Below are 25546 nucleotides of genomic sequence, written 5' to 3'. Positions count from 1 at the left end.
CGTTTTTAGACTCTCTCCATGTACAGCCAGAAAATACTCGCCCACATTATGACAATAATCGCGCCAATAAAAAGCACGCTATATAATGTCCCCTTTAAGTTAGGATCAGACTTTTTACTCATTCCTACATCCCCCTTTGGCTTTCTTTCGTTATTATTGTATGCCAGAATGACTAGAGTTCGGAATAAGGGAATCCCCTGATCTTACTTCGCGCTTTCCCTTATTCCGAAAAAGGCAAAAAAATAAGCCTGCTAATATGCAGGCAATTACACTTCTACCGGTATTTTCACAACTATATTCGTTCCTTTATTCTCTTTAGTTTCTAAGTGAAACTCTCCATTCACAGCCCTTGCTCTTTCTTCCATACTAAAAAGGCCGACTCCGGGATTTCTCTCTTCAGGGTTAAATCCATTCCCTTCGTCTATGATTTGAACGGTTACATAATCTTCTGTTCTTTTTATGCTCACGGATGCTTCATTAACGTCAGCATATTTACGTATATTCGTCAGTGCTTCCTGAATAATGCGGTAGATGGACGTTTCAATTTCTGCAGGCAGTCTTTCTTTCAAAGATGTGGAAAAGTAAATCTTTAACTGATGAGATTTTTCTACCCGGTGTACGAATGACCGGATCGCCGGAATTAAACCGAGCTCATCAAGGGCTGAAGGCCTAAGCTGCCAGGAAATATCTCTTATGCTTTGAATCAATGAGCTTATTTCCTCAATGACCTGATCTGTCAGCTGATGGTCACATTCCTGCTGCAGACGCTGCATGCTGATAAACATACTGTAAAGCTCCTGGCCAATCCCATCGTGAAGCTCACGTGACAATTTTTTGCGCTCTTCTTCCTGAATATAAATCAGTTTGGTCATCATTCTCTGTAGTTCGGCTTCTACTCTTTTACGTTCTGTGATTTCATTACGTATAGCCAAGTATTGATAAGGTTTTCCATCTTCATTTATAAAAGGCACAATCGTTGTATCCACCCAGTACAGGGAGCCATCCTTAGCCCGGTTGCAAATTTCTCCCGTCCAGACGTCCCCTGTTCCAATCGTCTTCCACAGCTCTTTGAAGAAATTTTTGGAATGCTGTCCGGAGTTTAAGATTCTATGGTCCCTGCCAATTAATTCATCGGCTGTATACTGGGAGATCTCACAAAACTTCTTATTTACGTACCTGATGGTCCCTCTTGGATTTGTAACGGCTACGATAGAAGATTCATCCAGCGCATATTTAATATCAATGATCTCTTTGAGTTTATGATCATCGTCCTCTGAGTCAGTGCTATCAGCATTTCTTATAGTTAATAAATAATACTTTTCCCATTTATGGATCGTAATACTGATCCTCTGCTCTTCCATGCCCGGCCATCGAAGCTGCTGTTCAAAGGTTTCTCCTTCCCTTGAGCTCTGTAAATCCGTCAGTGTCAAGTTAGGAAATAAATGCTGAATCGGGTATCCATTTACATCCTCATTAATTTTCAAAACCTTGTTGACCGTAGATTTCGTGGAGCAGATGACTCCCTTAGCATCAACTGCTAGGAGTGCCTCCTGCTTATAAGTTCGGGCAGGATAAGGATCGTTTCTAAGGTTTTCAGGCGTCATGCAGGTTCCCCCCTTCGGATGAATAACCAAGCAGTCCTTTTTTCCACGCATACTGCACAAGCTCAGGACGGGTTTTCAAACTTAACTTTTCCATAATATGGGCTTTATGGGCTTCTACTGTTTTCACACTGATGATCAGGTTCTCCGCGATTTCTTTATTGGCATATCCTTTTGCTACAAGTGCGAGCACCTCGCGCTCGCGATCGGATAGTAAAGAATAGGAGTCAGCCCCTTCACTTTTCATCTTTTCGGCATATTCCTCCATCAGCCTCTTTGTGGCTGACGGAAATAAATAAGCAGCTCCTCCAGCTACCTGCCGAATCGCCTGAACCAATTCCTGATGGGGAGCATTTTTTAGAATACACCCGGAAGCTCCTAACTGGATGGCTCGAAATAAATATTCCTCATCATCATGCATTGTCAAGATCAATACTTGAGTATCGGGGAATTTCTTTTTAATCTCTGAAGTTGCCGATAATCCATCTTTTCCATGAGGCATTGACAAATCCATCAGCACGACAGAAGGCCGTAATTCCTCTACTCTCTCATAGGCTTCATTTCCTTCTGAAGCTTCTCCTACAACTTCAAAATCTTCATAAGCACTTAACAGCATATTTAAACCGGAACGAACAACCGAATGATCATCAACAATAACAATTGATATCAATTTATTGGCCTCCTCTGTGTCACTTTCAATCTACTATTCCTATACTTTACTTTACCTAAAAACCGGAAAAATTAATATTAGGGTATCCCCCTATCTTGCAGCTTTCTTTTTGTAAGCAAGTATCATGTATGTATCTGAATGGCTGGATGTGGTATATTTAGGCTAGGAGTGATAGTTATGAATAAATCGGTATGCCCTCGATTCGAAAAAGCTATAAAAATTTTAAGCCAGCGCTGGACAGGGCTCATTATTCATCAGCTGCTTGACGGAAGCAAGCGGTTTAAAAACATTGAAACTGCGATAGGTATAAGCGGCAAGGTCCTGTCAGATCGTCTTAAAGATATGGAGAAACAAGGTTTAATAAAACGTGAAGTGTTTGCTGAGACACCCGTAAGAATAGAGTATTCCTTAACAGAGATGGGAAAATCGCTAACACCGATTATTAAGAATATAGAGTCATGGTCACAAGAATGGATTGAACCGACTGACACTCATTCTAAAGCAAAATGAATTTAGCGATGTCGCTAAATTCATTTTTTTATTTTCTTATTTCTCGGGAAATGGGGAAGTACGTATATTTTTATTGAAAAAACACCATAATAATAGCACATTGAATAACAGATAAAGGAGAAAGACTCTATGAAACCTTATTTGTGTCCCAACTGTAAGACGAATCGCTCAAGATTTAATAGAATTAAGCAGGTTTCTACATCTATTCAGCTTGATCCTCGTTCGGGTGAAGTCATGTCAGAATGCAGCAACGGGCAGCTGGCTTCCTATCATATGGATTATAGGGGACCTGAGTACAAAGTTCAGTGCGGAGCCTGCGGATTGATTGAAGATGAGCGCACCTTCTTAAGTTTCGCCGAGCATAACCCATTATCTTAGTCCGCGTTTTTGAAACTAAGCCCACAAATTTGAAACCCCCTGGATTGTTTTCCAGGGGGTTTCTTTGTCTATTTATTCATAGCTGAAAGGAAATCGCCAAGTGGATCTTCATCTTCTTCCGGCTCATCTTCTTGTCGGTCGGTATGAAGGTCATCCTGCAGGCTGTCTAAATCTAAATCATCGAGATCATTGTCATCGAATTCTTTTTCAACCGTGGCAGCCACTTCCGGCTCTTCTTTCTCGAACGAAACTTCTTGAGCGGGGGCAGCTTCTTGAAGAAACAAAGCATCATCAATGTTCACAGAATTACTGTTTAGAGAGGCTAACAATGTCATCGCTCTGGACGGATCACTCATTAATTGGTAAATAATGTTTCCCAGCAATGCTTCGGAATGCTCATGCTTCATCCAGTTGCGCTGCTCTTTTGTAAGCTGGCGGGGGAGGGGTATAGTTACGGTTTCTTTTTCTTTTGCTAACGAATTGCTTACACCCTCCATCACAAACTGCGCAATTTTACTGGAGAAGTTTCGCCGTTCCTTTTCTTTCAGGTTCGAAAGCTGCTTTAATAAATGATCAGGCGTGTCAGAGGGGACCCTGAACGTAATAGATTGTCCCCTCTCCACAGCCTTCTTACCATTACTCATCTAATCACCTTACTTTGATGGTGCTTTTTCTTTTTTATCTTTCTTTTGCTTAGATGCTTCTGTTTTACGCATAAAATCTGAGATGAGTTTGTAATAAGCATTTGCCATCATCCAGATGCTTTCATTTTCGTCCTCAAAGAAGTCGATATTGAAGCCATCCAGCTTGTTGTTAAGTGATTTAATATAGTCTTTTAATACTGCTGATCCACCGCCGACAAAGTAGCAGATTTCAGACTGGGAATTCTTCTGCCATACATTTCTTAAGAAACGGTACTGTTTTTTCGCAAGTTCTAAAAGAATGCGGTCAGTAATATCATGCACGCTTGTACGGCTACCTCTTACCATGATGTGATGACGGTCATTTTTTCTTGTTATGATGTCAACTACATCGCGGCGGCTGTCAAGTTCTACGCCGTGTTTAGTAAGGATTTCGTCGCGGATCTGCTCTAGAGACTCGGCCACCCCAAGGTTAAAGCCTTGAGCTTTGTCATCATCTACGTTGCGGTTACGGATAACAGCAATATCAGTAGATAAACCACCGATGTCCTGAATTAGGATCTGCTTATCGATCAGTTCTTTGTTAATGATGTTAAGATCATTATCCATAACTAAGTTTACGTAAGCCGCAAAGCCTTCTGGGTAAACTTTTACTTCGTCGAACTTGATATTAACTTTCATACCTTGGTAACGAGGAGTTACAAGGAATTCTACCTGGTGTACGGAACCAAGCAGCTGAGAACGGTAGCCTACATCTTTACCTTCTTTTACTTCACGAAGGGGAAGGCCTGTACCAAGTGTGTAATTTGCTTCAATAACGTTATTTTGAGCAGACTGTGCATTCTTGTCAGCTACCGCATCTAATGCAATAGAGGCAAACAGCATAATCAGTGTCTGATCTTCTTCAGATTTACTGCTTCCTGGATCCAATTCTGTAGAATTATCACTTTTAGCGGCCAGGTTTCCTACACGGTAAATTGCGTTATTTTCCTTTAAGGCAGGAGAATGAACGCGGATATGTAGGTTATCAATCGGCTCCTTCTCATCTAAGTCTTCAATACCTATAACTGGACGGTCTTCTAAATCTCTGGCGATTACATTAGGAATATATAGTTCAGATTCTAATTTTCCAAAATTCGCTTTTACTGCGTCATTCCCCACGTCAACTGCAGCAATTCTTGTTCTTGTCATTTTGATAAGCTCTCCTTTAATAGAAAGATTTGCTAGTTTTGCTAGCTCTACTATTAAACATATTAGATCAGACCCCATAAGTCAATGTGACTATTTACGTATTCGTATTTGCATACAATTTTACATTTTTCGTTTACATTTCTACGGTTTTTGTATACTTGTAAACAAATACGTACACATGCTTATATATCAATATGCGTACATTTTTGTTTTCAAGTATACAAAACTGAGTGCAATTGCATCCAATAGCGTGTACAAGAGTACATAATTGTAAACAAGTATACTAATTTGCAAACAATAAAGTAAAAAAACAGAGTTGGATTTTTCATAAAAAAATGAGCTGCAAAAATGCAGCTCATTAACTAGATTTTCTAATAAATATGACTTTTAGATAATTTCCTTCTGGAAATGAAGAGATGGTCCTGAAATCATGAGGGAGAGAGAATTCTTCTAATATAGTATATTGATGTCCGCTTTCCTTAAAAGCGCGATCAACAAAGCTTTTGAATTTCTTCATATTGAATTTACTGCAGTTGGTGGAAGCAATGATTGTCCCGTTCCATTCAGTAATAGAAATAGTCTGCTTTAGGAGCTCTGTGTAGTCTTTCTCTGCCCTAAAGGTAGTTTTCTTAGCCCTAGCAAAGCTTGGGGGATCGAGAATAACTAAGTCAAAGCTTAATTGCTTACGATTCGCGTATTTATAGTACTTAAAGACATCTTCCACAATGATATCATGTGCTTCATAATCAATGCCGTTTAAGCTGAAGTTCTCTATAGTCTTGGCATAGCTGCGATTAGCAAGGTCTACGCTGGTGGTGTGAGAGGCTCCACCAAGAGCTGAAAAGAGGGAGAAAGCTCCTGTGTAGGAGAAAGTATTTAGCACCCTCTTCCCTTCAGAATAATAGTCTCGGATTCTTTTCCTTACTTCGCGCTGATCAAGAAAAACGCCTACCATCGCGCCTTCATTAAGGTAAACCGCAAACTGAACGTCATTCTCTTTAACTATGATAGGGAAATCCCCTCTCTCGCCTGCGACAAACTCATCATCATCGATATACTGCCCCTGCTTGCCAAAGCGTTTCTTCTCATAAATCGCTTTATAATCCACCAGCTGCTCTAGAGAATGAAGGACAAAGGAACGGAAAGAATAAACCCCTTCACTATACCAATTGATTAAGTAATAGCCATCAAAATAATCAATCGTAAGCCCCCCTGCCCCATCGCCTTCTCCGTTAAAAACTCGAAAAGCAGTTGTTTCAGGGTCTTTAAAAAGCTTTTTTCTATAGTTGAGAGCCGTTTGAATCGCCTGATCAAAGAATTTCTGGTCTATGAATACATCTTCTTTCTGCGTCAGCACCCAGCCGAGCCCTTTATTTTGATTGCCATAATACCCGCGGCCGATAAACTTCCCTCTTTCATCTGTCAGCTTAATAATCTGGCCTTCTTTTTGCAGCGGTCTGCTGTCTGCTACTGCACTCGCAGAGATTAGCGGATAGCCTTTGTGATATTTATCGGCCTGCTTTTGCTTTATTTTTAAAACGGTTTCTTTGGTCATTGTGACCTCCTGTTCTTCGTCATTTAGTCTTTATGTTAATGATTTTACTGCTATGAATCAAGGATGGTTATAGCAGTTAACCCTTTCTAAAAACTGTAGAGTTGCTTTTAACCTCGAACCCACAGTAACCCTGATAACTTTTGCCAACCTATTAAGAACAAGACAACTTCCTTTAAGCAAATTCTTTTGAGTCCCGAAATAAAATTGATACGATGGACGGGAATAAACCTTATAAAGGAAGATGTTTCTATGACAAACAAACATTTACAAGATATAAAATATTCTGTTTTGGATTTAGCCGCTGTCAAAGAAGGCGGCAGTGCTGCTGAATCTTTTCATAATTCCGCTGATTTAGCGCAGCACGCAGAAAAATGGGGCTATACTAGATACTGGATGGCTGAACACCATAACATGCCGGCGATTGCGAGTTCGGCTACTGCGGTTGCGATCAGCCATGTAGCTCACCATACGTCAACGATACGGGTGGGCTCCGGCGGCATTATGCTTCCTAACCATGCACCACTTATCATTGCAGAGCAATTTGGGACGCTTGAGACGCTGTTTCCGGGAAGAATCGACCTAGGACTGGGGCGAGCTCCCGGAACCGACCAGACGACGGCTCACGCCCTAAGACGCAACTTAGACAGCAATGCGGAGAACTTCCCGGCGATGGTCGAGGAACTGCGCGGTTATTTTAACCCTGAGCTTTCAACAGGGTTAGGCAGAGTACGGGCATTTCCTGGTGAAGGGCTTGATATTCCAATTTGGCTCTTAGGCTCAAGCGGCTTTAGTGCCCAGCTTTCCGGACATCTAGGTCTGCCATTCTCATTCGCCAGCCACTTCTCCCCGAACAATACGCTTGGGGCCCTTGATTTGTACCGCAGAAGCTTTAAGCCGTCAGAAACGCTGGAGGAACCATACGCCATGGTAGGAGTCAACGTCATTGCTGCTGATACGGATGAAGAAGCCGAGCGACTGGCTACCTCTCTCTACCAGCAGTTCTTAAACATCATAAGAAACACGAATAAGCTGCTTCAGCCTCCGGTTAATAATATGGATGAAATCTGGATGGAACACGAGAAACATGCGCTTCAGCAGCAGCTCGGTGCGTCAATTATCGGCGGTCCAGAAAAAGTACGCACCGAGCTGCAAAACTTCCTTGATGATACGCAGGCTGATGAAATGATTATTGCTTCCCAGATTTATGATCATGAAGCAAGACTGCGTTCTTATGAAATCGTTTCTAACATTGTAAAATAAACTTTTTAACCCAGGGTTGTGGGCTGCCCTGGGTTTTATAATGCGCTATAATTTTAACTAGGAGGGATTACTATGAGAGAACCGGTAGGAAAATGTGTATTGTGCGATAAGGAAGTACACTGTGAAGACGGTTTTTTAAATGGTGTGATTGGGGAGGATCAAAAGCTGCGCTGTTTTGACTGTGAAGAAAAAGAAAAAAAGAACTCCCCTACAGGAAGCTCTTAAGATAAATCGGACAAATATTCGCAAACGGTTTCTATACCTTTTGTAAAGTTCTCTAAATGAAAATGTTCATTAGGCGCATGAAGGTTCTCTGTATTTAAACCAAAGCCCATGAGGACGACAGGGGCGTCCAGGACGCGCGCAAACACTTCTACGATAGGGATAGAGCCTCCTTCTTTTGGAAATAAAGGACGGACGCCGTATACCTTTTCATAAGCATCAGCCGCTTTTTGAATCATCGGGTCTTTTGAATCCAAAGATACGGGATGCGCCTGTATGAGCTTTTGGATCGTCACACGGCTGCCGGACGGCTTATACTTTTCTACGTGTTCCAGGATTCTGTCATATACTTCGCTTGGATCCTGTTCCCCTACGAGCCGGCAGCTGATTTTAGCGACCGCTTCACTTGGGACAATCGTTTTTAACCCTTCTCCCTGAAAGCCTCCGCCGACTCCATTGATTTCAAGAGTTGGCCTTATGCCTGTCCGCTCATTAAAGGTAAACCCTTCTTCTCCATATAACTCTTCTATTTCAAGCTCATTTCTCATCTCTTCTTCGTCAAACGGAATTTCCGCGACTTCTTTTCGCAGGTCACCTGCAGGCTCAGGCACGCCTTTGTAAAAGCCTTTTACCTTTACTTTCCCTTTTTCATCATGCAGAGATTCTAACAAGCGGACGATCGAATGAACCGCATTTGGCACACCTCCGCCGTAAGAACCGGAGTGCAGATCCGTGTTTGCCGTCTTGAGCTTTATTTCTAAAGCAAGCGCTCCTCTAAGCGATGTGCAAATTGCGGGCTGTTTTTTATTAATAAAAGAAGTATCCGAAACAACCACTGCATCAGCTGACAGCTTTTCTTTGTTATTTTGGATAAAAGGAGACAAGTTAGGGCTTGCGACTTCTTCTTCACCTTCTATGCAGAACTTCATGTTTATCGGAAGTTTTCCATTATTCTCTTTCATTAAAAGCTCAGCCGCTTTGACGTGAATCATCAGCTGACCCTTATCATCTGTAGCGCCGCGGGCAAAGATTTTTCCATCACGAACAACCGGGTCAAACGGAGGTGTTTCCCACAGTTCTAAGGGATCCGAAGGCTGAACGTCGTAGTGCCCATACACTAAAACGGTTGGCTTTCCTTCGGCATGAAGCCAGTCTCCATACACGATTGGGTGCCCGTCTGTTTCAATAACTTCAACATTCTCCATTCCTATCTTTTCTAATGAATTTGCCAGCCACTTGGCTGCCTTTTGGACATCTTGTTTGTGCTCAGACAGAGCTGAGATGCTTGGAATCTGGAGGAACTGTTTTAATTCATCAATAAACTGATCTTTATGTAATTGCACTTGTTCTTTCATTCGATCCGCCTCCTTTATGTCTTCCTTTTATTATATATAAAGCTCTGTTAACTTTCACTGCTGACTTAAAAACAGAAAACACCTTGGCTTCCGGAGCGAAAGACCGTTTCACTTTCCGCGGCCCCACACGATGCGGGTTCGTTCGATGTTGGCGCAGAACGTGCCGACCTTAATCGAACAACTTTTATTATTAGAGCCTCCAAACCTCGCCTGAGGGGTCTCTGATCGACCATTTTCCCTCAGGAGTCTTCGCAGTCTTCACTCTCTCTGCGTTTTGCAGAAGTGGATGAAACTTATTTCACCTGTTTTATATAGACATAAAAAGAAGCTTGCACAGAAACCTAAGTCTCCCTGCAAGCTAAATCCTAAAAATAATTGCTTAACTTATCTATAATATACTACCCCTGCTGGTGTAGTTCCAGCGCTGGTGTAACTTGATCTGTATTTTGAACCGCCTTTTTTCTTCTTTTGCGAGCCGTTTGAATATTGTCCACGGCAAACATAATTAAAAAGGTGAGTAAAACAGTCAGTGAAACCAAATAAAGAGATGTAAGCATATGCTGTATCCCCTTTCTTGCAAAATATAGCGATTTATGACTAAATCCCTCTATATCATACCAAAAAATCCACTGATGTAAATATATATTTATAATTCTTTTCTTTCCTTTTATATCCTTGTATCTATTAACTAATACTGTCGATTTATCATAAAAAACTCACCGGCTGAAAAATCGATGAGCTTCTTCTTACTTTCTTTTCACATTTGTAGATATTTCACTGCGGGCTGCCTTAAAGAAGGATGCCCCCATAAGCAGGATTACCACAGAAAAAGGGAGAGCTGCTATGATCAGGACGTTCTGCAAACCTGCCGTACCTCCAAAATATACGACACTCGCTGCCATTGCTGAGAGAACAACACCCCAGATGATTTTTACAGCACTCGGTGGGTTTAAGGTGCCTCCTGTACTTAACATTCCTAATACGAATGTTGCTGAATCTGCAGAAGTGATGAAGAAAATCGCAACTACAAAAATAGTGAGTATCGACATTAAGAACCCTAATGGATATTGGGCCAGCATCCCAAAAGTCGCCGTTTCCATAGGGAATTCTGAGATTAAGGCAATTCCTTTTTGCTCTAAATCCAGGGCAGAAACGCCGAAAACTGCAAAGAAAATGAAGCAGACGATTGACGGGACAATGAGTACACCAAGCATAAATTCTTTAATCGTACGGCCTTTAGATATTCGTGCAATGAAGATCCCCACAAACGGAGACCAGGATATCCACCAGGCCCAGTAAAAGATCGTCCAGTTATTGATCCACGTCCGGTTTTCCTCATCTAAAGGGGCAAGCCGGAAGCTCATGTTGAAGAAATCTGTTAAATACGCTCCAAGCGTAGAAGTAAACATATTTAAAATTAAGACTGTCGGTCCGATAATAAACAGCATCAGCATCAGCAGGAAACCAAGCCCCATATTTATGTTACTCAAATACTTAATGCCCCTGCTGATTCCCGTCCATGCAGAAACGATAAAGAGTAAGGTGGAAACAACTAACACAATGAGCTGAAGGCCAAACGTATTAGGTAAATTGAACAGAAAGACAAGCCCTTCTTTAATTTGCGCAGAACCGAACCCTAGTGTAGAGGCTACCCCTACAACCGTAGCTACAACCGCTAAGATGTCGATAATCTTACCCGGCCAGCCACTCATACTCTTCTTTCCGAATAAAGGGATAAGCGTTGCGCTGATCAATCCTTTATAGCCGTTATGAAATTTGAAATAAGCCAGAGAAAGAGCAACCACCCCATAAACCGCCCACGCGTGGACACCCCAGTGAAAGAAAGAATATTTCAGTGCGTCTTTTATAGCCTGACCTGAACCTGCCTCTGCAGCCGGCGGAGCTGAAAATGCATGGGAAGCCGGTTCCGCTGTTGTCCAGAATACAAGGCCCATTCCCATTCCGGCGCTAAATAACATTGCAAACCACGTAGGAAGGCTGAACGCCGGCTCGTCATCTTTTTTTCCAAGCTTGATTTTACCAAGTCTTGAGAAGATTAAATATGTACAAAATAAAAGCATTAAGACAACGATTAATAAGTAATACCAGCCAAATATGTCCGAAAAGAAGCCGGTTATGCTGGCTGTAATAGTTTGCAGCTTATCTGGAGAAATTCCCCCAAATACTACAACAATTCCACATATAAAAAGAGATACCCAAAATACTGCTGAAACCTTTTTCATTCCATCACCTCTGTAACTTTTTTAATTCAAGGCTCCTTGAATGGATCATTTTAAGGGAAAGTACCTCAAACGTAAAAAACTCAACCTTTTCATTAAGGTTGAGCTCTTTCCATGTTTTTTATAGCATTGATAAAATAAATCCTATAACTACGATTGCGCCTATAATCATTAAAATTGTACGAATCATCCTGAATCCTCCCTGCAAGTTGTATTACTCTTTACTTACCTTATTTATCTGTCTCTCAAACAAGAATTATACAAATTCCATCAAAATCCTCAAAGCTGGATTTTTTTCAACACAAAAAAAGAACTAGACTGTTATTAAGTCTAGTTCTTCTGTATCCGTTTTATGGTAAAACAGTGGAACCCATCAAGTAGCGGTCACACTCTCGCGCTGCTCCGCGTCCTTCGTTGATAGCCCAAACGATCAAGCTTTGGCCTCTGCGCATATCTCCTGCTGCAAAAACGCCCTCTACGTTTGTTCTGTAATCTTCATGCTCTGCTTTAATGTTGGTGCGTTCTGTCGTTTCCACTCCAATTTTTTCGATAAGATCCTGGTCTGGACCGCTAAATCCGATAGCAAGCAGGACAAGATCGGCTTTCCATACTTTTTCGGTACCTGGGATTTCACGGCGTTCGCGGTTGCCATGCTCGTCGAAAATTAGTTCAACATTAACTGTGTGAACCTCTTTAACACGGCCGTTTTCGTCTCCGACAAATTTCTTCGTCATCACCGCATATGCTCTTGGATCGCGCCCGAGGTTTGCTGCTGCTTCGTTATGGCCGTATTCAACGCGGTGAACGATCGGATACTGCGGCCAAGGGTTCGTCAGGTCATCTCGGTCTTCACTCTTCTTATCATAAATATCAAACTGTGTCAGGCTCTTACAGTTATGTCTGACAGAAGTAGCCAGACAGTCAGTACCAGTATCTCCACCGCCGATAACGATAACGTCTCTGTCTTTAGCGGAGATATAGTTGCCATCTTTAAGGTCAGAATCTAATAAGCTCTTCGTATTGGAATGAAGGAAATCCATTGCATAGTGAATTCCTTTTAAGCTTCTGCCTTCAACTTCGATGTTGCGGTGAACTGTAGCACCTCCGCAAAGGATAACCGCATCATATTCTTCACGAAGGCGAGAAACCGGGAAATGACGGCCGACTTCTGTATTCGTAACAAACTTAATGCCTTCTTGCTCTAAAATATCTATACGGCGTTTAACAATCGAATAAGGAAGTTTCATTTCAGGAATTCCATATGTTAATAGTCCGCCTACACGATCATTACGCTCATATACTGTTACAAAGTGACCAGCTTTGTTTAACTGGGCAGCTGCCGCTAAGCCCGCTGGTCCTGATCCTACAACTGCTACATGCTTTCCTGTACGCTGCTTTGGAGGCTCTGGTTTCACCCAGCCGTTTTCAAAGCCTTTTTCAATAATAGAGCGTTCAACTGTACGGATGGCTACCGGAGGCTCGTTAATCCCAAGTACACAAGCCCCTTCACACGGTGCCGGGCAGGCGAACCCCGTGAATTCCGGGAAGTTGTTCATTTCGTGTTCTTTTTTCAAGGCTTCTTTCCACTGGCCGTTATAAACAAGGTCATTCCATTCAGGAATCAGGTGATAGACAGGACAACCTGTCGTTGATTTGTTAATTTCCATTCCCGTCTGGCAGGTAGGCACACCGCAGTCCATGCAGCGTGCTCCCTGTAATTGGACTTCTTCATCAGTCAGAGGAAGTGTATAGTCCTCCCAGTCTTTCGTACGCTCAGCAGGATCCCGTTCTTTCAGTGTCTGCCGATTGTACTCCATAAACCCAGTTGGCTTTCCCATCGAATCCCCTCCTGTTGTAATATTAGTTAAGCTTTTACTGGTTCTTTTGTGCTTTCTTCAAAAGCCGTCATTTCAGCATCAAACTTGCTAAGTCCGCTTTCTTTAAGCACTTTTATTCTCTGCTGCATGTTAAGGTACGCTTCAGGAATTACTCGTTTGAATTTAGGAAGAACTTCTTCCCAATTGTCTAGAATTCTCTGGCCTTTCGGGCTGTCCGTATACTCGACATGCTGCTGGATTAACTTATAAAGCTCTGTGATTTCTTCATCATCTTCTATTGGCGCTACCTGGACAAGTTCTGTATTGCACTTGGCAATGAAATTATCCGCCTCATCAAGGACATAAGCCGTTCCTCCGGACATACCTGCCGCAAAATTACGGCCTGTACCTCCTAAAACAACCACTTTACCGCCTGTCATATATTCACAGCCGTGGTCTCCTACTCCTTCGACGACAACTTCTGCTCCACTATTACGGACACAGAAACGCTCGCCTGCAAGTCCGTTAACGAAAGCTCTTCCTTCAGAAGCTCCATAGAAGCATACGTTTCCTGCGATTGTATTCTCTTCAGGAACAAAGGTTGATTTCTTGGATGGACGAACGATAATTTTACCGCCGGACAGACCTTTACCAACATAGTCATTGGCGTCTCCAACTAATCGAAGTGTCATCCCTTTAGGAATAAAGGCTCCGAAGCTTTGTCCTGCTGAACCTTTAAACGTTAGATCAACTGTATCCTCTGGAAGGCCTTCTTCACCAAAACGGCGGGGGATTTCGCTTCCTAAAATTGTTCCTGTTACACGGTGAATGTTGCGGATTGAGCCTGTGCCTGTGACACGTTCACCTTTTTCGATGGCGTCTTTAAACATAGGCAGAAGCTCTTCATTATCGATTGTTTTTTCTAAGCCATGATTCTGCTTTTCTGTAGCATAACGGCCGACTTCTTCATCCATTTCAGGCTTAAACAGAAGGGCCGAAATATCTACACCTTTAGCTTTCCAGTGATCGATATTGTCATTGGTCTGAAGGATATCTGTACGGCCAATCATTTCATTAATCGTACGGAAACCTAGTTCAGCCATAATCTCTCTGGCTTCCTGTGCGATGAATCGCATGAAGTTCGCTACGTGTTCAGGGTCACCTGCATATTTCTTTCTTAATTCAGGATCCTGTGTAGCGATACCTACTGGACATGTGTTTAGGTGACAAACTCTCATCATGACACAGCCAAGGACAACGAGCGGGGCTGTGGAGAAGCCATATTCTTCAGCTCCAAGCAGAGTAGCCACAATTACATCTCGGCCCGTCATCATCTTACCGTCTGTCTCTACAACAATACGGTCACGGAGACGGTTAAGCATAAGCGTCTGATGGGTTTCAGCTAAGCCGATTTCCCACGGAAGACCAGTATGCTTCAAGCTTGTTCGAGGGGCTGCTCCTGTACCGCCGTCATATCCGCTGATCAGCACTAGGTCGGCACGTCCTTTGGCTACCCCTGCAGCAATAGTTCCTACACCAACGGCAGAAACGAGCTTAACGCTGATACGCGCTTTAGGGTTGGCGTTCTTCAGGTTATGAATCAATTCAGCCAAGTCCTCAATCGAATAGATGTCATGGTGCGGAGGAGGTGAAATAAGTTCTACACCTGTGGTAGATCCACGAACCTCAGCAACCCACGGATAAACTTTCTTGCCTGGCAGGTGTCCGCCTTCTCCCGGCTTCGCACCTTGGGCAATTTTAATCTGAATCTCATCAGCATTGACAAGATAATGACTGGTAACACCGAAACGGCCGGAAGCTACCTGTTTAATGGAGCTTCGGCGGGAATCTCCGTTTTCATCTGGAGTAAAACGGTCAGGGTCTTCTCCGCCCTCCCCTGTATTGCTTCGTCCGCCTACACGGTTCATCGCAATGGCAAGCGCTTCGTGTGCTTCCTTACTGATGGAACCATAAGACATCGCACCTGTCTTGAATCTCTTGCAGATATCTTCTACAGATTCAACTTCATCAATAGGAATTGATGGGCGTTCCTTAAACGAAATCAAACCGCGCAGCGACTGCAGATTATTCGTTTCATCTGTCAGCATCTTAGAGTACGACTTAAATAGATCATAATCATTCGTACGACATGCGTGCTGCAGCGTATGAATAGTTTTTGGATTGTACTGATGATCTTCACCATTGGCACGGTACTGATAATCGTCACCGGCATCGAGCTTCTTATCACTCTTACGCTCGTCGCCATACGCATTGGCGTGACGCATCAATACTTCTTTTTCAATAATATCCATGCCGATCCCGCCTAAGCGTGAAGACGTACGAGTGAAATAACGGTTAATAACGTCAGGGTGAATACCGACAGCTTCAAAAATTTGAGCTCCGCGGTAACTTTGGATAGTCGAGATACCCATTTTAGATAGGACTTTAATCACACCATCCGTAACCGCATTGATATAGCGATTGACCGCAATATCAAGAGTATCCACATCCAGGGACCCTTTATCCATAAGATCACTTATTGAATCAAACGCAAGATAAGGGTTGATTCCTTCCGCTCCATAACCTAACAATGTCGCAAAATGGTGCACTTCGCGAGGCTCACCAGACTCAAGAAGCAGGCTTACTTTTGTACGAGTACCCTGACGGATGAGGTGGTGGTGAAGTCCTGAAACCGCAAGAAGTGCCGGAATAGCGGCTTTGCTCTTATTAACTCCGCGGTCGGATAAAATTAATAGTGTGGTGCCGCTCGCAATTTCTTCATCCGCTTTAACAAACAGCTCCTCCAGTGCTTTTTCCATTTCGTTCCCGTCTTCTTTAGCGTCAAACAAAATAGAAAGAGTGTTCGTTTTAAAGCCGTTAAGATCCTGCTGGCGCAGCTGCTCCAGCTGGTCGTTTCTAAGCACCGGAGTCGCCAAGCGGATTTTGCGGCAGCTTTCCGGTTTTGGATCAACAAGGTTTCCTTCGGCTCCAATCGTCGTTTCAACCATCGTAATAATCTTTTCACGAATTGCGTCAATTGGAGGGTTTGTAACTTGTGCAAACAGCTGTTTGAAATAGCTGTAAAGCAGTTGAGGCTTCTTAGAAAGAACAGCAAGCGGGGAGTCATATCCCATAGAGCCTACAGGATCTTTTCCGCCGGAAACGAGAGGCTTCAAGATTTTGTTGAGCTCTTCTGTGGTATAGCCAAATGCAAGCTGATGGTCAATTAAACTTTCAACCTTATGATTCGGCTCTTCTTTTGCCTTTGGAAGTTCTTCTAAGTCCATTTTATATTCCTTCAGCCACTCGCCATAAGGCTCCTGGCTGGCAACTTCAAGCTTGATTTCTTCATCAGGAATGATTTCTCCTTTTTCCAGGTCGACTAACAGCATCTTTCCTGGGTGAAGACGATCTTTATAAAGAATGTCATCAGCAAAAATATCTAATGCGCCCACTTCTGATCCAAGCACGATCATGCCGTCTTTTGTGACATAATAACGGGCAGGACGCAGACCATTACGGTCAAGGCAGGCACCGATCTTCTTTCCGTCGGTATAAGCCAAGGCTGCCGGTCCGTCCCAAGGCTCCATTAAGCAGCTGTGATACTCGTAAAAGTCACGCTTTTTCGGATGAATGGAATCATCATTTGCCCACGGCTCCGGAACCATCATCATCGCTGTATGCGCAAGAGAGCGTCCAGATAAATATAAGAATTCAAAAGCGTTATCAAACATGGAAGAGTCACTTCCATTTGAATCAATAACAGGCAGCAGCTTTTCTAAATCTTCATCACTGAAGTGTGAAGAGCTGCAAAGTTCCTGTCTCGCTCTCATCCAGTTTACGTTTCCACGGAGGGTGTTGAATTCCCCGTTGTGAATCGTAAAACGGTTCGGGTGAGATCTCTTCCAGCTTGGAAATGTGTTCGTACTGAAACGAGAGTGGACCAGGGCTAAAGCGGTCTTAAAGTCTGGGTGGTTCAAGTCGATATAAAAAGAGTCCAGCTGCTCTGGAATGAGCATTCCTTTATATACGATAGTTCTGGAAGAAAGGCTGCTGATATAGAAATCGTCATACCCTTCTTCCTTAGCCATTTCAATTTCGGCACGCTTTCTAATAATGTATAAGCGGCGTTCTATATCTAAATGCTCCGTAATTCCTTCCGCAGGAGCGATAAAAGCCTGACGGATGAACGGCTTTGTCTTTTTCGCGTCTTTTCCTACAAAAGAGTCATTGATCGGAACCGTACGCCAGCCCAGGAATTGCTGCCCTTCTTCTTCAACGATCCTCTCAAATACTCTCTTACAGTGCATACGAGACTGGTGATCCTCCGGAAGAAATACCATTCCGACTCCATACTGGCCCTCAGGAGGTAGCTCAATATCTTCTTTTTCACACTGCTTCTCGAAAAAGTAATGAGGAATTTGAGTTAAGATTCCTGCTCCGTCCCCTGTGCTGACATCGGCCGCCTGGCCTCCGCGGTGTTCTAAGTTACAGAGAATGGTAATGGCGTTTTCCACAATGCTATGTGATTTTGTTCCATCAATATTTGCAAGCATCCCAATGCCGCAAGCTTCATGTTCGTTCTCTGGATGATATAATCCTTGTGGGATTGGATATCCGTGTTTTTGCATATATGTTCCCCCTCATTAACTATTCATCGAAGTTCTGCGCAAAAGTGACAAAATTCTGTTTTTTTCAGTTTGTAACTAGTATAGCATGAAGAAAACGACTTTTCACGTAGAGAATGCGATTATAGAGGCTTTCGAGCGGTTTAATCAAAAAATTCAGATTTTTTGGTTTTGCCCGAAATCGCCTGCAATGATTGGAGTTTTCAGAATTTACGAATTATATGAAAGCGTCATCATTTTTTTGTAAAAAAATTTGACAAAAGTCTTCTTGACGCTTGAAATTTTGGAAATAAATTCTATTTTATGCAATATATATGCTTTTTTCTGTATAATTACTCATAAAAATGCAAGGAGGAAATTCATGTGAGGACTGCTCGAATTCGTGACCTTGGAATTAAAATAGGAGAACTTGATGCTGGACCGGTAAATTCCATAACGGATGTAGAAGGAGTTACAGTCGGACAGGTTACATTAAGTGATGGGGATAAGCAGACCGGAGTTACAGCAATCGTCCCCCATCAAGACAGTCTGTTTGAAGAAAAGCTTATAGCTTCCTCTCACGTTATAAATGGGTTTGGCAAAACTATGGGGACAATCCAGTTAAATGAGCTCGGATCATTAGAGACCCCTATCGTCCTGACTAATACATTAAGTATCGGAACAGCTGCCGAAGCCGTTATCGATTATATGCTTGAGCGCCATCCGCAAATTGGCCGGACGACAGGGACCGTAAATCCGGTCATTGGTGAATGTAACGATATGATTCTTAATGACATACGTGCTCAACCTGTTAAAAATGAGCACGTAAGGCAGGCATTAAATGAAGCTTCCAAGGACGTAAAAGAGGGATCAGTCGGAGCAGGAACAGGCATGGTCTGCTATTCCTTAAAAGGGGGAGTCGGTACTTCATCACGTGTGATTCATTTACCCCATGGCACGTACACAGTCGGAGTATTAGTGATTACCAACTTTGGCAAGCTTAGTGACTTATCGATAAGTGGCCATCCTATAGGAAAAAAGCTGAGCCAGAAGATAAAAGCTCATGAAACTCCCGATAAGGGTTCCGTTATGATCATTGTTGCCTGTGACCTTCCCGTTTCTCAACGACAGCTTAACCGGATTCTTAAGCGGAGTGTCACCGGCCTTTCGCGCACAGGGAGCATCATTTCCAACGGAAGCGGTGATATCGCTATCGGATTTTCGACAGCTGCAAAGATCCCCCATGAGCCAGACGGCGAGCTTCTTTCTATTAGCACAATCCATGAGGAAGAGATCGATCATGCTTTTCGTGCAGCAGGAGAAGCTGTGGAAGAAGCCGTACTCAATTCATTGACAGCTGCGGATTCTGTTACTGGAAGAGATGGAAACTACCTTCCTACTCTTATGGAACTCCTACATACCTATCAGCTCAATTTATCACCAAATTAATAGCTGCATTAGAAAAAAGGCAAGCGAGTTCCGTTTACGAATAAAAGAGAAAGGGGGCTGGGAAATCACTAGCTTTTAGCGGTGAGCTGCCGAGCCCCCTCGTTTCACTATCGGGTTAACATAGAAAAAAACCTATTCCCTCTCAAATAGAGGAAACAGGTTTTTCTCATCATTTTATGCAGATTTTTTCTTCTCAGAAGGCAGAATGAGAGACTGCGGCTTGCATTTCTTCTTCGTTAATTCTGACACAACAAAAATCATGACGAACGCTGAAATACAAGCAAGTGTACGGAATGGGAATAGGACAATTCCGTCCTCGACCATTGGATACGGCAGGATTACAGGAAGTCCTAAGGCAGGCTCTCCTCCTCCAAGTCTTAAGAACAGAGCTGTACAGAAACCAGCAATTGATCCATAAAGGTTGGCGTTTTTATAGAACAGCGCCATTGTCAGCTGTGGGAACAGAATGGTATAGACTAAGTCTGACGCCAAGTACCACAGCGTATAAACACTTTGAACATTCATGGCAATAATCATCGCACCGACACCGACAATAATAATCGTGCGCTTAATCACTTTCTTAAGCTTAGCATCGTCAGCCTTAGGGTTAATTAATGGGCGATAAATGTTCCATGACGCCATAGAAGAGGCAGATAAAATGGAAGAGTCCATGGAAGACATAACCGCGGCGGCTAATGCTCCAAGACCTATCGCGGCAACAAGTTCAGGTGTTAAATAACGCAGGACGTGCGGGAGAATGACAGACGCGTTGTCTGGCGCAGGAAGTCCCATTGCCGCCCAATCAATGTTAAACCCTACAACTCCAACAATTACTGCTGGAACAGCTGCAATCATGCAAATAACACCAGCTGTGATTGACAGCCACATCGCTGTTTTTTCGTCACGTGCGGAAAGTACACGCTGGAAGTAAACCTGCCAGGCGATACCCCCGAAAATCAATAATAAAGCAAAGTCGAGCCAATTCCAGAGGTAATTCCCCCATTCAGGATCGCTCAGTGCATCTAACGGAGGAAATAGGTTCGCATAAGATCCAAGTTCTGCCGAGTAGCTCCCCCATGCCTTCCCTATCCCTCCGACGTGCCCTAACGCAAAAGGAAGGACTAGAAATAAACCAATTAATAGAATAGCCATCTGGAAGACATCCGTATAGGCAACGGCCCACATGCCTCCGGCAACAGTATAAGCTATAGCAATAACACCGGAAAGAATAATAGATGTGGTAAAATCTATGTTTAAAATTGTCCCGAAAGTAGTACCTAAAGCAGTTAAGATCGCTGCACTCCAGAACATTTCTCCCAGTAAGGCAGGAATGTACAGGACTCCAGCCATCTTCTTTCCAAACCGCTGTTCAAGCGGATCAATAATTGTCATAAATTCGTAGCGGCGCATCTTTCTGGCAAAGAATATACCACCGATAATTAAACTTAGAGCATACCCCCATGGAGCCTGAGCCCATACCAGACCGTCCACATAAGTAGATTCTGCGGTACCATTAACATAACCGCCTCCAACCCACGTTGCAGACATTGTAAACATCGCCACACCTAAAGGCATACTGCGTTTTGCAACCATCATGTCCGAAAGCGAAGTCGATTTTTTCGAAGCCATAACAGCACCGATATAATAGACAAATGCGTAAAAGACAATCATCGCAATGAAACCGCCCCACTGGATGTTTTCACTAGTAAAGGCAATATAAACTGTGAATAGTGCCAATATCGAAACTAAAATAATCGCTGCTGCATTATTTTTTATAAAGGAATTATTATTCGGTTGATCTTTCATTAGCTTCACTCCTATCAGTTACTCAGTCGTAATTTTTCTGAATTTTCTGTAAGTTATAAAAGGCGTACGTCTCCCGCAAATAACAGTCCGTTATTTTCGAAAGGCGTATCTTCTGTTTTTACTTATTTTTTGGCTCTTCGTCTATCGGAATCTTATCAAAAAGCTCTCCACTCTCGATAGAAACAACTAATTTTTGCAGCCAGTGATAATAAGGGATGGAAGCCTCCATTTGGTGATAAGCCCGTTCAGCTTCTTCCCGCAAGTCTTCATCAAGGTTATCGTCCGCCAATATCTGTTCGAGCTCTTTTTGAGCCTTATAAATAGCACTTAAGTTAACCTTTGCTTCGCGCAGCCACTTTTTCGAAAAAAAGTTCGCAAAAAACTGAAAGAAATCTTTTTCAGCTACATACGTCTGCCTGCGCGTGCCTTTGCGGAACGTCTTTTTCACGATGTCATATTCCTGAAGCTTCTTCACTCCTGTACTCATACTGGGCTTGCTCATTCCGAGCTTCTCCCGCATTTCATCGAGCGTCATATCTTTTTCAAAGTACATGGTCCCATATAAAGTTCCTGCACTTCGGGTAACCCCATATAAATCCATCGTCTCCGCAATTGAATCAATGACCAATGATTTGGCCTCATCAATGGAAGCTCGTGCCTTTTCCTCTTGATTGTAAGCCATTTACGACCTCCTCTCGGTCATAAGAGTTAAATTTGTGAAGTTTTTTCTTTACAAACTTTATCTTAACGAATTATTCGAGCTTGTCAAAAATAAAATTCTTTTAATGTGCTTTAAGCCTTACCAGCTCATAGGCTATAGATTTTTTATTTTTCTATTTCCTTTGACAACATTTTTTCAAACTGATATTGTTAAGAACGTTAAATAATTTATTAACAAATTAAACGATTTGTTGATAAAGGAGTACAACGTATGGAACAGCAATGTATGTTAATTAATGGCGAAAGGTTCTGTACTGGACTATAAAGCGGTGGAAGGTAAAAAACAACTTAAAAACCGTATTCTGCCACTAACTACGCTCCCAACTACAGAAGATACTTGATCTGAAGTTACTCAGCGGCCAGTTATCACTGATGAAGATCGTGAATTCACATTCAACACTGTAGGGCCATTAACCGCAGCCCACCTTACAATCATTGATCCTGAGCTTCCCACATCTATGCCTCCACATGTAACGGCAATGACAGGTATTGATGCACTGGCTCACGTGATCGAAGGGCTACACTATGAAATTCGCTCAGCTGATCACTGACTCTGGTGCGAAATATATTTGTCGTCCTTATGCAGACGGTACAGGCCTTGAAGCTCGTTACGTAATGGCTCAAGCAGCAATGCTTGCAGGACTTTCATATGGAAGTGAATCTGCTGGTGTGGCTCACGCTATGAGTCAGTCTCTAGACGGGATCATCCCAGTAGCACACGGTCAGTGTGCAGCAGCTATGATGGGGCCTGTAATGGAGTTTAACTGGAAAGATACCCCTGAAAAGTTCGCACGTATGGCGCTGGCATTCGGCATCGACACTTATCAGATGTCAACGGAAGAAGCAGCTAAAGCAGCCAGCTGGATGTACGAGCTTGTTGAAGATCTTGATGTACCTAACCTTGCAGACCAAGGTGTACCTACAGATAAAAAAGCAATTGACCGTTTTGCAGACGCAGCGATGGGTGAACCACAAACAGCAGGTAATCCGCGTGACATCAAGCTTGATGACTATAAGTGGATGTATAAGCGCTGCTTCAACCAGAATCCTAAAACTGTCTAAATCAAAAGGCCTCCCCCTTTTCATATAACAAAAGGCTGTCCCGAAGTCTAAACAGACTTACTGGGACAGCCTTTTGATGTTTAAAACGATATATAAACGAGTTTTCATTTAGCAAAATTGTATCAAGAGGGCTGGGAATTTACTCGCTTTTTAGCGGGGAGCAGCCGAGCCTCTGGCTCTTTCTCCCTGCAGGAGTCTCACAATTTCCTTGTTCCCTTCTCTCTTTAAAGGATGGAAAAAGGAGTTCCGTTTATCAAAAATGGAACCAAGGGGGCTGGTGAAATCACTCGCTTTCCGCAGGGAGCCGCCGAGCCTCTGGCTCTTCACCCTGCAGGAGTCTCGCAATTTCCCCGCCCCTTCACCAAGTAATTGAAAAAACGGAACGCTCTATTTCCTAAAATTCATTGATGAAAAAAGAAATTCCTACTTGCCGTTCGTTCTCATTACGGTAAAGGGTCAGGGGAAACGGTGAGACTCCAATGGTATAACAGAACAGGTTGAGTCCCTGAGGGCATAGCCCGAGGAAGCTCACCGTTCGCCCATGGAAAGCGGATCGTTTCCCCCGGCCCGTTTCTCTATTGACTGTGAAGGGAACAATTCTTCTATTCGAAGCTTTTTTATAATGAGCATCGCATCTTAAGAAATATTCCTAAGCTTAGCTTCCCTATTTTTAAACACTCCAGCCGGAAGGGACAAAATCGTCAGGCCTAGGAAAATAAAGATCATTCCCATCCAGGAGAGAAATGAGAAGCTTTCCCCTACGATAAACACCCCTAGCAGTGCAGCAGTCAAAGGTTCTACTATTGACAGAGTGACAGCGGTAGACCCAGGTACACGTACAAGCCCTTTTGAAAATAAAAGGTAAGCCACCCCTGTTGCAGCAATACCAAGGTGGAGGCTGACGAGCATTCCATTTGACTGAAGCACCCATGAAATATCGAAAATCAATAGAAACGGGCTTAATATAACAGCACTCATACAGAAGATAACTGCTGTGACCGAGACTGGGGATTCATACCCTATAAGCCTTTCACTTAGCAGCGTATAGCCTGCAAAAGAAAGGCCTGCCGCCAAAGCAAATAGAATACCTAAGGGCTGTATAACGACAGCTTCCCCATTTAAAAAGAGAACAAAGCAGCCTAAAATAGAAAGTAATGTCGCCAGCCACCACCGCGCCGTTTTTTTCCGCTTGAGAAACAGCCAGTCCATCAGCCCTGCCATAATTGGTGCACTTCCAATGCCTACCACTGTACCAATGGCAACTCCAGTCATATTCACGGCCGAAAAGAAAAAAGGCTGGTAGCCAGCCATGCAGAGAGCAGCAAATATCAATGGTTTACGAGGCAGCCTCCTGAATGAGAACTTCTTTATACCTATTGCGACTATTAGTAAAAATAACCCGCCAACAGCTAAACGCATCGCCCCTACAGATATAGGATGGCTGTTCGTCAAAAAGGTCTGAGCTGTTCCGGTGGTTCCCCATAGTGCCGCGGCAAACAGCACCATAAAGAACGGAACTTGTTTTTGCAACTAGAGCACCCCGCTGTCTATTTAAAAAACAATGGTTTTATTTTCGTGAACGATCAGGCGGTCCTCTAAGTGCCATTTCACTCCACGTGCAAGTACACTACGCTCAACCGAACGTCCCATTTTCTTCAGGTCGTCTACGCTGTCACGGTGATCAACGCGCATAATGTCCTGTTCAATAATCGGTCCTTCATCCAAGTCATTTGTTACGTAATGAGACGTGGCTCCAATCAGCTTCACTCCTCTTTCATGGGCACGCTTGTGAGGGTTTGCCCCGATAAATGCAGGAAGGAACGAATGGTGGATGTTAATAATCCTAAACGGGTGGGCCGCTACGAAATCAGGTGTTAGAATCTGCATGTAGCGGGCCAGCACAATCACATCAATATCATGCTCCTTTAAAAGCTGGAGCTGCTGCTCTTCTACCTGCTTGCGAATATGTTTATTCGCCGGAATGTGATAAAACGGCAGGTTAAATGATTCTACCAGCTCTTTCGCATCTTCGTGGTTACTGACGACCATTCTAATGTCGGCAATTAAATCACCGCTCTGCCACTCAAGAAGAAGTTCGCGCAGACAGTGAAGCTCTTTTGAAGCAAAAATTGCGGTTTTCTTAATATCGTAAGCTCCTTTTAACGTCCACGTCATATTAAACTGATCACCGATCTCTCCGAACTTCTCGCGCAGGACACCTTCTTCTTCAGGGAGGCGCGGCGAATCAAATTCTATCCTCATAAAGAACAGTCCGTTATGCGGATCTGTCGTATACTGGTTGGACTCGATAATATTGGCCTCATGCTTATGCAAAAACTGTGTGACAGCAGAGACGATCCCAGGCTGGTCAGGACATTTAATTAAAAGACGTCCTGTTTGCTTATTTTTTTCCTGATACGTGCGAATTTGTTCTTGTATATATGAATTCATATTTGATAATC

The 25546-nt window shown here is 43.2% G+C and carries 20 protein-coding genes and 1 pseudogene; 6 read left to right on the top strand and 15 right to left on the bottom strand.

Annotation, left to right across the window (positions count from 1 at the left end; genetic code table 11):
- Nucleotides 1-5 precede the first annotated feature (5 nt).
- From HUS26_RS17430 to HUS26_RS17420, 3 genes are all read right to left on the bottom strand, one after another.
- Nucleotides 6-122 (bottom strand): cytochrome c oxidase subunit 2A, encoded by a 117-nt coding sequence (locus HUS26_RS17430; protein WP_173918306.1) that lies wholly within the window; start codon nt 120-122, stop codon nt 6-8.
- A 144-nt stretch (nt 123-266) separates the two neighbouring features.
- Complete coding sequence (locus HUS26_RS17425) at nt 267-1604, bottom strand: PAS domain S-box protein (protein WP_254434232.1); 1338 nt, start codon at nt 1602-1604, stop codon at nt 267-269.
- Nucleotides 1594-2271, bottom strand: a complete 678-nt coding sequence (locus tag HUS26_RS17420; protein WP_173918305.1) for a response regulator transcription factor — start codon at nt 2269-2271, stop codon at nt 1594-1596. Before HUS26_RS17420 ends, HUS26_RS17425 begins: the two co-directional genes overlap by 11 nt.
- A gap of 177 nt (nt 2272-2448) precedes the next feature.
- On the opposite strand from HUS26_RS17420, the gene HUS26_RS17415 reads away from it, so the two are divergent.
- Nucleotides 2449-2781, top strand: coding sequence for a helix-turn-helix domain-containing protein (locus tag HUS26_RS17415; protein ID WP_173918304.1), 333 nt, complete (start codon nt 2449-2451; stop codon nt 2779-2781).
- A 129-nt stretch (nt 2782-2910) separates the two neighbouring features.
- Nucleotides 2911-3159, top strand: a complete 249-nt coding sequence (locus HUS26_RS17410; protein WP_173918303.1) for a DNA alkylation repair protein — start codon at nt 2911-2913, stop codon at nt 3157-3159.
- A 68-nt stretch (nt 3160-3227) separates the two neighbouring features.
- On the opposite strand, the gene HUS26_RS17405 is transcribed toward HUS26_RS17410, so the two are convergent.
- From HUS26_RS17405 to HUS26_RS17395, 3 genes are all read right to left on the bottom strand, one after another.
- The gene (locus HUS26_RS17405; protein ID WP_173918302.1) at nt 3228-3803 is read right to left on the bottom strand and encodes a hypothetical protein; all 576 of its coding nucleotides are present in this window, start codon (nt 3801-3803) and stop codon (nt 3228-3230) included.
- 9 nt (nt 3804-3812) lie between these two features.
- Nucleotides 3813-4991, bottom strand: a complete 1179-nt coding sequence (locus HUS26_RS17400) for a ParM/StbA family protein (protein ID WP_173918301.1) — start codon at nt 4989-4991, stop codon at nt 3813-3815.
- A gap of 358 nt (nt 4992-5349) precedes the next feature.
- Nucleotides 5350-6546: a class I SAM-dependent rRNA methyltransferase gene (locus HUS26_RS17395; RefSeq protein ID WP_173918300.1), complete on the bottom strand. Its 1197-nt coding sequence runs from the start codon at nt 6544-6546 to the stop codon at nt 5350-5352.
- 249 nt (nt 6547-6795) lie between these two features.
- On the opposite strand from HUS26_RS17395, the gene HUS26_RS17390 reads away from it, so the two are divergent.
- Both HUS26_RS17390 and HUS26_RS17385 read left to right on the top strand, forming a co-directional pair.
- Complete coding sequence (locus HUS26_RS17390; protein ID WP_173918299.1) at nt 6796-7806, top strand: LLM class flavin-dependent oxidoreductase; 1011 nt, start codon at nt 6796-6798, stop codon at nt 7804-7806.
- Nucleotides 7807-7878: 72 nt separating this feature from the next.
- Complete coding sequence (locus tag HUS26_RS17385; RefSeq protein ID WP_173918298.1) at nt 7879-8031, top strand: hypothetical protein; 153 nt, start codon at nt 7879-7881, stop codon at nt 8029-8031.
- Here HUS26_RS17385 and HUS26_RS17380 read toward each other — a convergent pair.
- The 5 genes from HUS26_RS17380 to gltB form a co-directional block, all read right to left on the bottom strand.
- A complete protein-coding gene (locus HUS26_RS17380; RefSeq protein WP_173918297.1) occupies nt 8028-9383 on the bottom strand; it encodes a dipeptidase in 1356 nt (451 codons plus the stop codon). The two genes, HUS26_RS17385 and HUS26_RS17380, sit on opposite strands and share 4 nt — an antisense overlap.
- Before the next feature lie 398 nt (nt 9384-9781).
- Nucleotides 9782-9940 carry a hypothetical protein gene (locus tag HUS26_RS17375; RefSeq protein ID WP_173918296.1) on the bottom strand — a complete coding sequence of 53 codons (159 nt, stop codon included), beginning with the start codon at nt 9938-9940 and terminating at the stop codon, nt 9782-9784.
- A gap of 189 nt (nt 9941-10129) precedes the next feature.
- A complete protein-coding gene (locus HUS26_RS17370) occupies nt 10130-11626 on the bottom strand; it encodes a BCCT family transporter (protein ID WP_173918295.1) in 1497 nt (498 codons plus the stop codon).
- A 347-nt stretch (nt 11627-11973) separates the two neighbouring features.
- Nucleotides 11974-13461, bottom strand: coding sequence for a glutamate synthase subunit beta (locus HUS26_RS17365; protein WP_173918294.1), 1488 nt, complete (start codon nt 13459-13461; stop codon nt 11974-11976).
- 26 nt (nt 13462-13487) lie between these two features.
- Nucleotides 13488-18071, bottom strand: coding sequence for a glutamate synthase large subunit (gltB, locus tag HUS26_RS17360; RefSeq protein WP_173918293.1), 4584 nt, complete (start codon nt 18069-18071; stop codon nt 13488-13490).
- Between the two features lie 360 nt (nt 18072-18431).
- Between gltB and HUS26_RS17355 the strand changes: the two genes are divergently transcribed.
- Complete coding sequence (locus tag HUS26_RS17355; protein WP_173918292.1) at nt 18432-19496, top strand: P1 family peptidase; 1065 nt, start codon at nt 18432-18434, stop codon at nt 19494-19496.
- Between the two features lie 174 nt (nt 19497-19670).
- Here HUS26_RS17355 and HUS26_RS17350 read toward each other — a convergent pair whose 3' ends face one another.
- Together HUS26_RS17350 and HUS26_RS17345 are read right to left on the bottom strand one after the other, a co-directional pair.
- Entirely contained in the window at nt 19671-21302 is a 1632-nt protein-coding gene (locus HUS26_RS17350; protein ID WP_173918291.1) for a sodium:solute symporter family protein, read from the bottom strand.
- Nucleotides 21303-21420: 118 nt separating this feature from the next.
- On the bottom strand, nt 21421-21984 hold the full coding sequence (locus HUS26_RS17345) for a GbsR/MarR family transcriptional regulator (protein ID WP_173918290.1): 564 nt from the start codon (nt 21982-21984) through the stop codon (nt 21421-21423).
- A gap of 280 nt (nt 21985-22264) precedes the next feature.
- On the opposite strand from HUS26_RS17345, the pseudogene HUS26_RS17340 reads away from it, so the two are divergent.
- A pseudogene (locus HUS26_RS17340) lies at nt 22265-23084 on the top strand (iron-containing alcohol dehydrogenase); the annotation flags it as partial.
- Between the two features lie 636 nt (nt 23085-23720).
- On the opposite strand, the gene HUS26_RS17335 reads toward HUS26_RS17340, so the two are convergent.
- Nucleotides 23721-24614 carry a DMT family transporter gene (locus tag HUS26_RS17335; RefSeq protein ID WP_254434231.1) on the bottom strand — a complete coding sequence of 298 codons (894 nt, stop codon included), beginning with the start codon at nt 24612-24614 and terminating at the stop codon, nt 23721-23723.
- A 21-nt stretch (nt 24615-24635) separates the two neighbouring features.
- Nucleotides 24636-25535, bottom strand: a complete 900-nt coding sequence (gene purU, locus HUS26_RS17330; protein WP_173918289.1) for a formyltetrahydrofolate deformylase — start codon at nt 25533-25535, stop codon at nt 24636-24638.
- Nucleotides 25536-25546: the final 11 nt, after the last annotated feature.

This window comes from Halobacillus sp. Marseille-Q1614 (assembly GCF_902809865.1).
Classification (GTDB): Bacteria; Bacillota; Bacilli; order Bacillales; family Halobacillaceae; genus Halobacillus_A.
This window is presented reverse-complemented; position numbering and strand designations above follow the sequence as displayed.

Coding starts and splice junctions, on each gene's coding strand:
- HUS26_RS17395 (WP_173918300.1), bottom strand. CDS start 6,546: ATGACCAAAGAAACCGTTTTAAAAATAAAGCAAAAGCAGGCCGATAAA.
- HUS26_RS17390 (WP_173918299.1), top strand. CDS start 6,796: ATGACAAACAAACATTTACAAGATATAAAATATTCTGTTTTGGATTTA.
- HUS26_RS17410 (WP_173918303.1), top strand. CDS start 2,911: ATGAAACCTTATTTGTGTCCCAACTGTAAGACGAATCGCTCAAGATTT.
- HUS26_RS17365 (WP_173918294.1), bottom strand. CDS start 13,461: ATGGGAAAGCCAACTGGGTTTATGGAGTACAATCGGCAGACACTGAAA.
- HUS26_RS17425 (WP_254434232.1), bottom strand. CDS start 1,604: ATGACGCCTGAAAACCTTAGAAACGATCCTTATCCTGCCCGAACTTAT.
- HUS26_RS17400 (WP_173918301.1), bottom strand. CDS start 4,991: ATGACAAGAACAAGAATTGCTGCAGTTGACGTGGGGAATGACGCAGTA.
- HUS26_RS17345 (WP_173918290.1), bottom strand. CDS start 21,984: ATGGCTTACAATCAAGAGGAAAAGGCACGAGCTTCCATTGATGAGGCC.
- HUS26_RS17370 (WP_173918295.1), bottom strand. CDS start 11,626: ATGAAAAAGGTTTCAGCAGTATTTTGGGTATCTCTTTTTATATGTGGA.
- HUS26_RS17405 (WP_173918302.1), bottom strand. CDS start 3,803: ATGAGTAATGGTAAGAAGGCTGTGGAGAGGGGACAATCTATTACGTTC.
- HUS26_RS17430 (WP_173918306.1), bottom strand. CDS start 122: ATGAGTAAAAAGTCTGATCCTAACTTAAAGGGGACATTATATAGCGTG.
- HUS26_RS17350 (WP_173918291.1), bottom strand. CDS start 21,302: ATGAAAGATCAACCGAATAATAATTCCTTTATAAAAAATAATGCAGCA.
- HUS26_RS17380 (WP_173918297.1), bottom strand. CDS start 9,383: ATGAAAGAACAAGTGCAATTACATAAAGATCAGTTTATTGATGAATTA.
- HUS26_RS17375 (WP_173918296.1), bottom strand. CDS start 9,940: ATGCTTACATCTCTTTATTTGGTTTCACTGACTGTTTTACTCACCTTT.
- gltB (WP_173918293.1), bottom strand. CDS start 18,071: ATGCAAAAACACGGATATCCAATCCCACAAGGATTATATCATCCAGAG.
- HUS26_RS17415 (WP_173918304.1), top strand. CDS start 2,449: ATGAATAAATCGGTATGCCCTCGATTCGAAAAAGCTATAAAAATTTTA.
- HUS26_RS17385 (WP_173918298.1), top strand. CDS start 7,879: ATGAGAGAACCGGTAGGAAAATGTGTATTGTGCGATAAGGAAGTACAC.
- purU (WP_173918289.1), bottom strand. CDS start 25,535: ATGAATTCATATATACAAGAACAAATTCGCACGTATCAGGAAAAAAAT.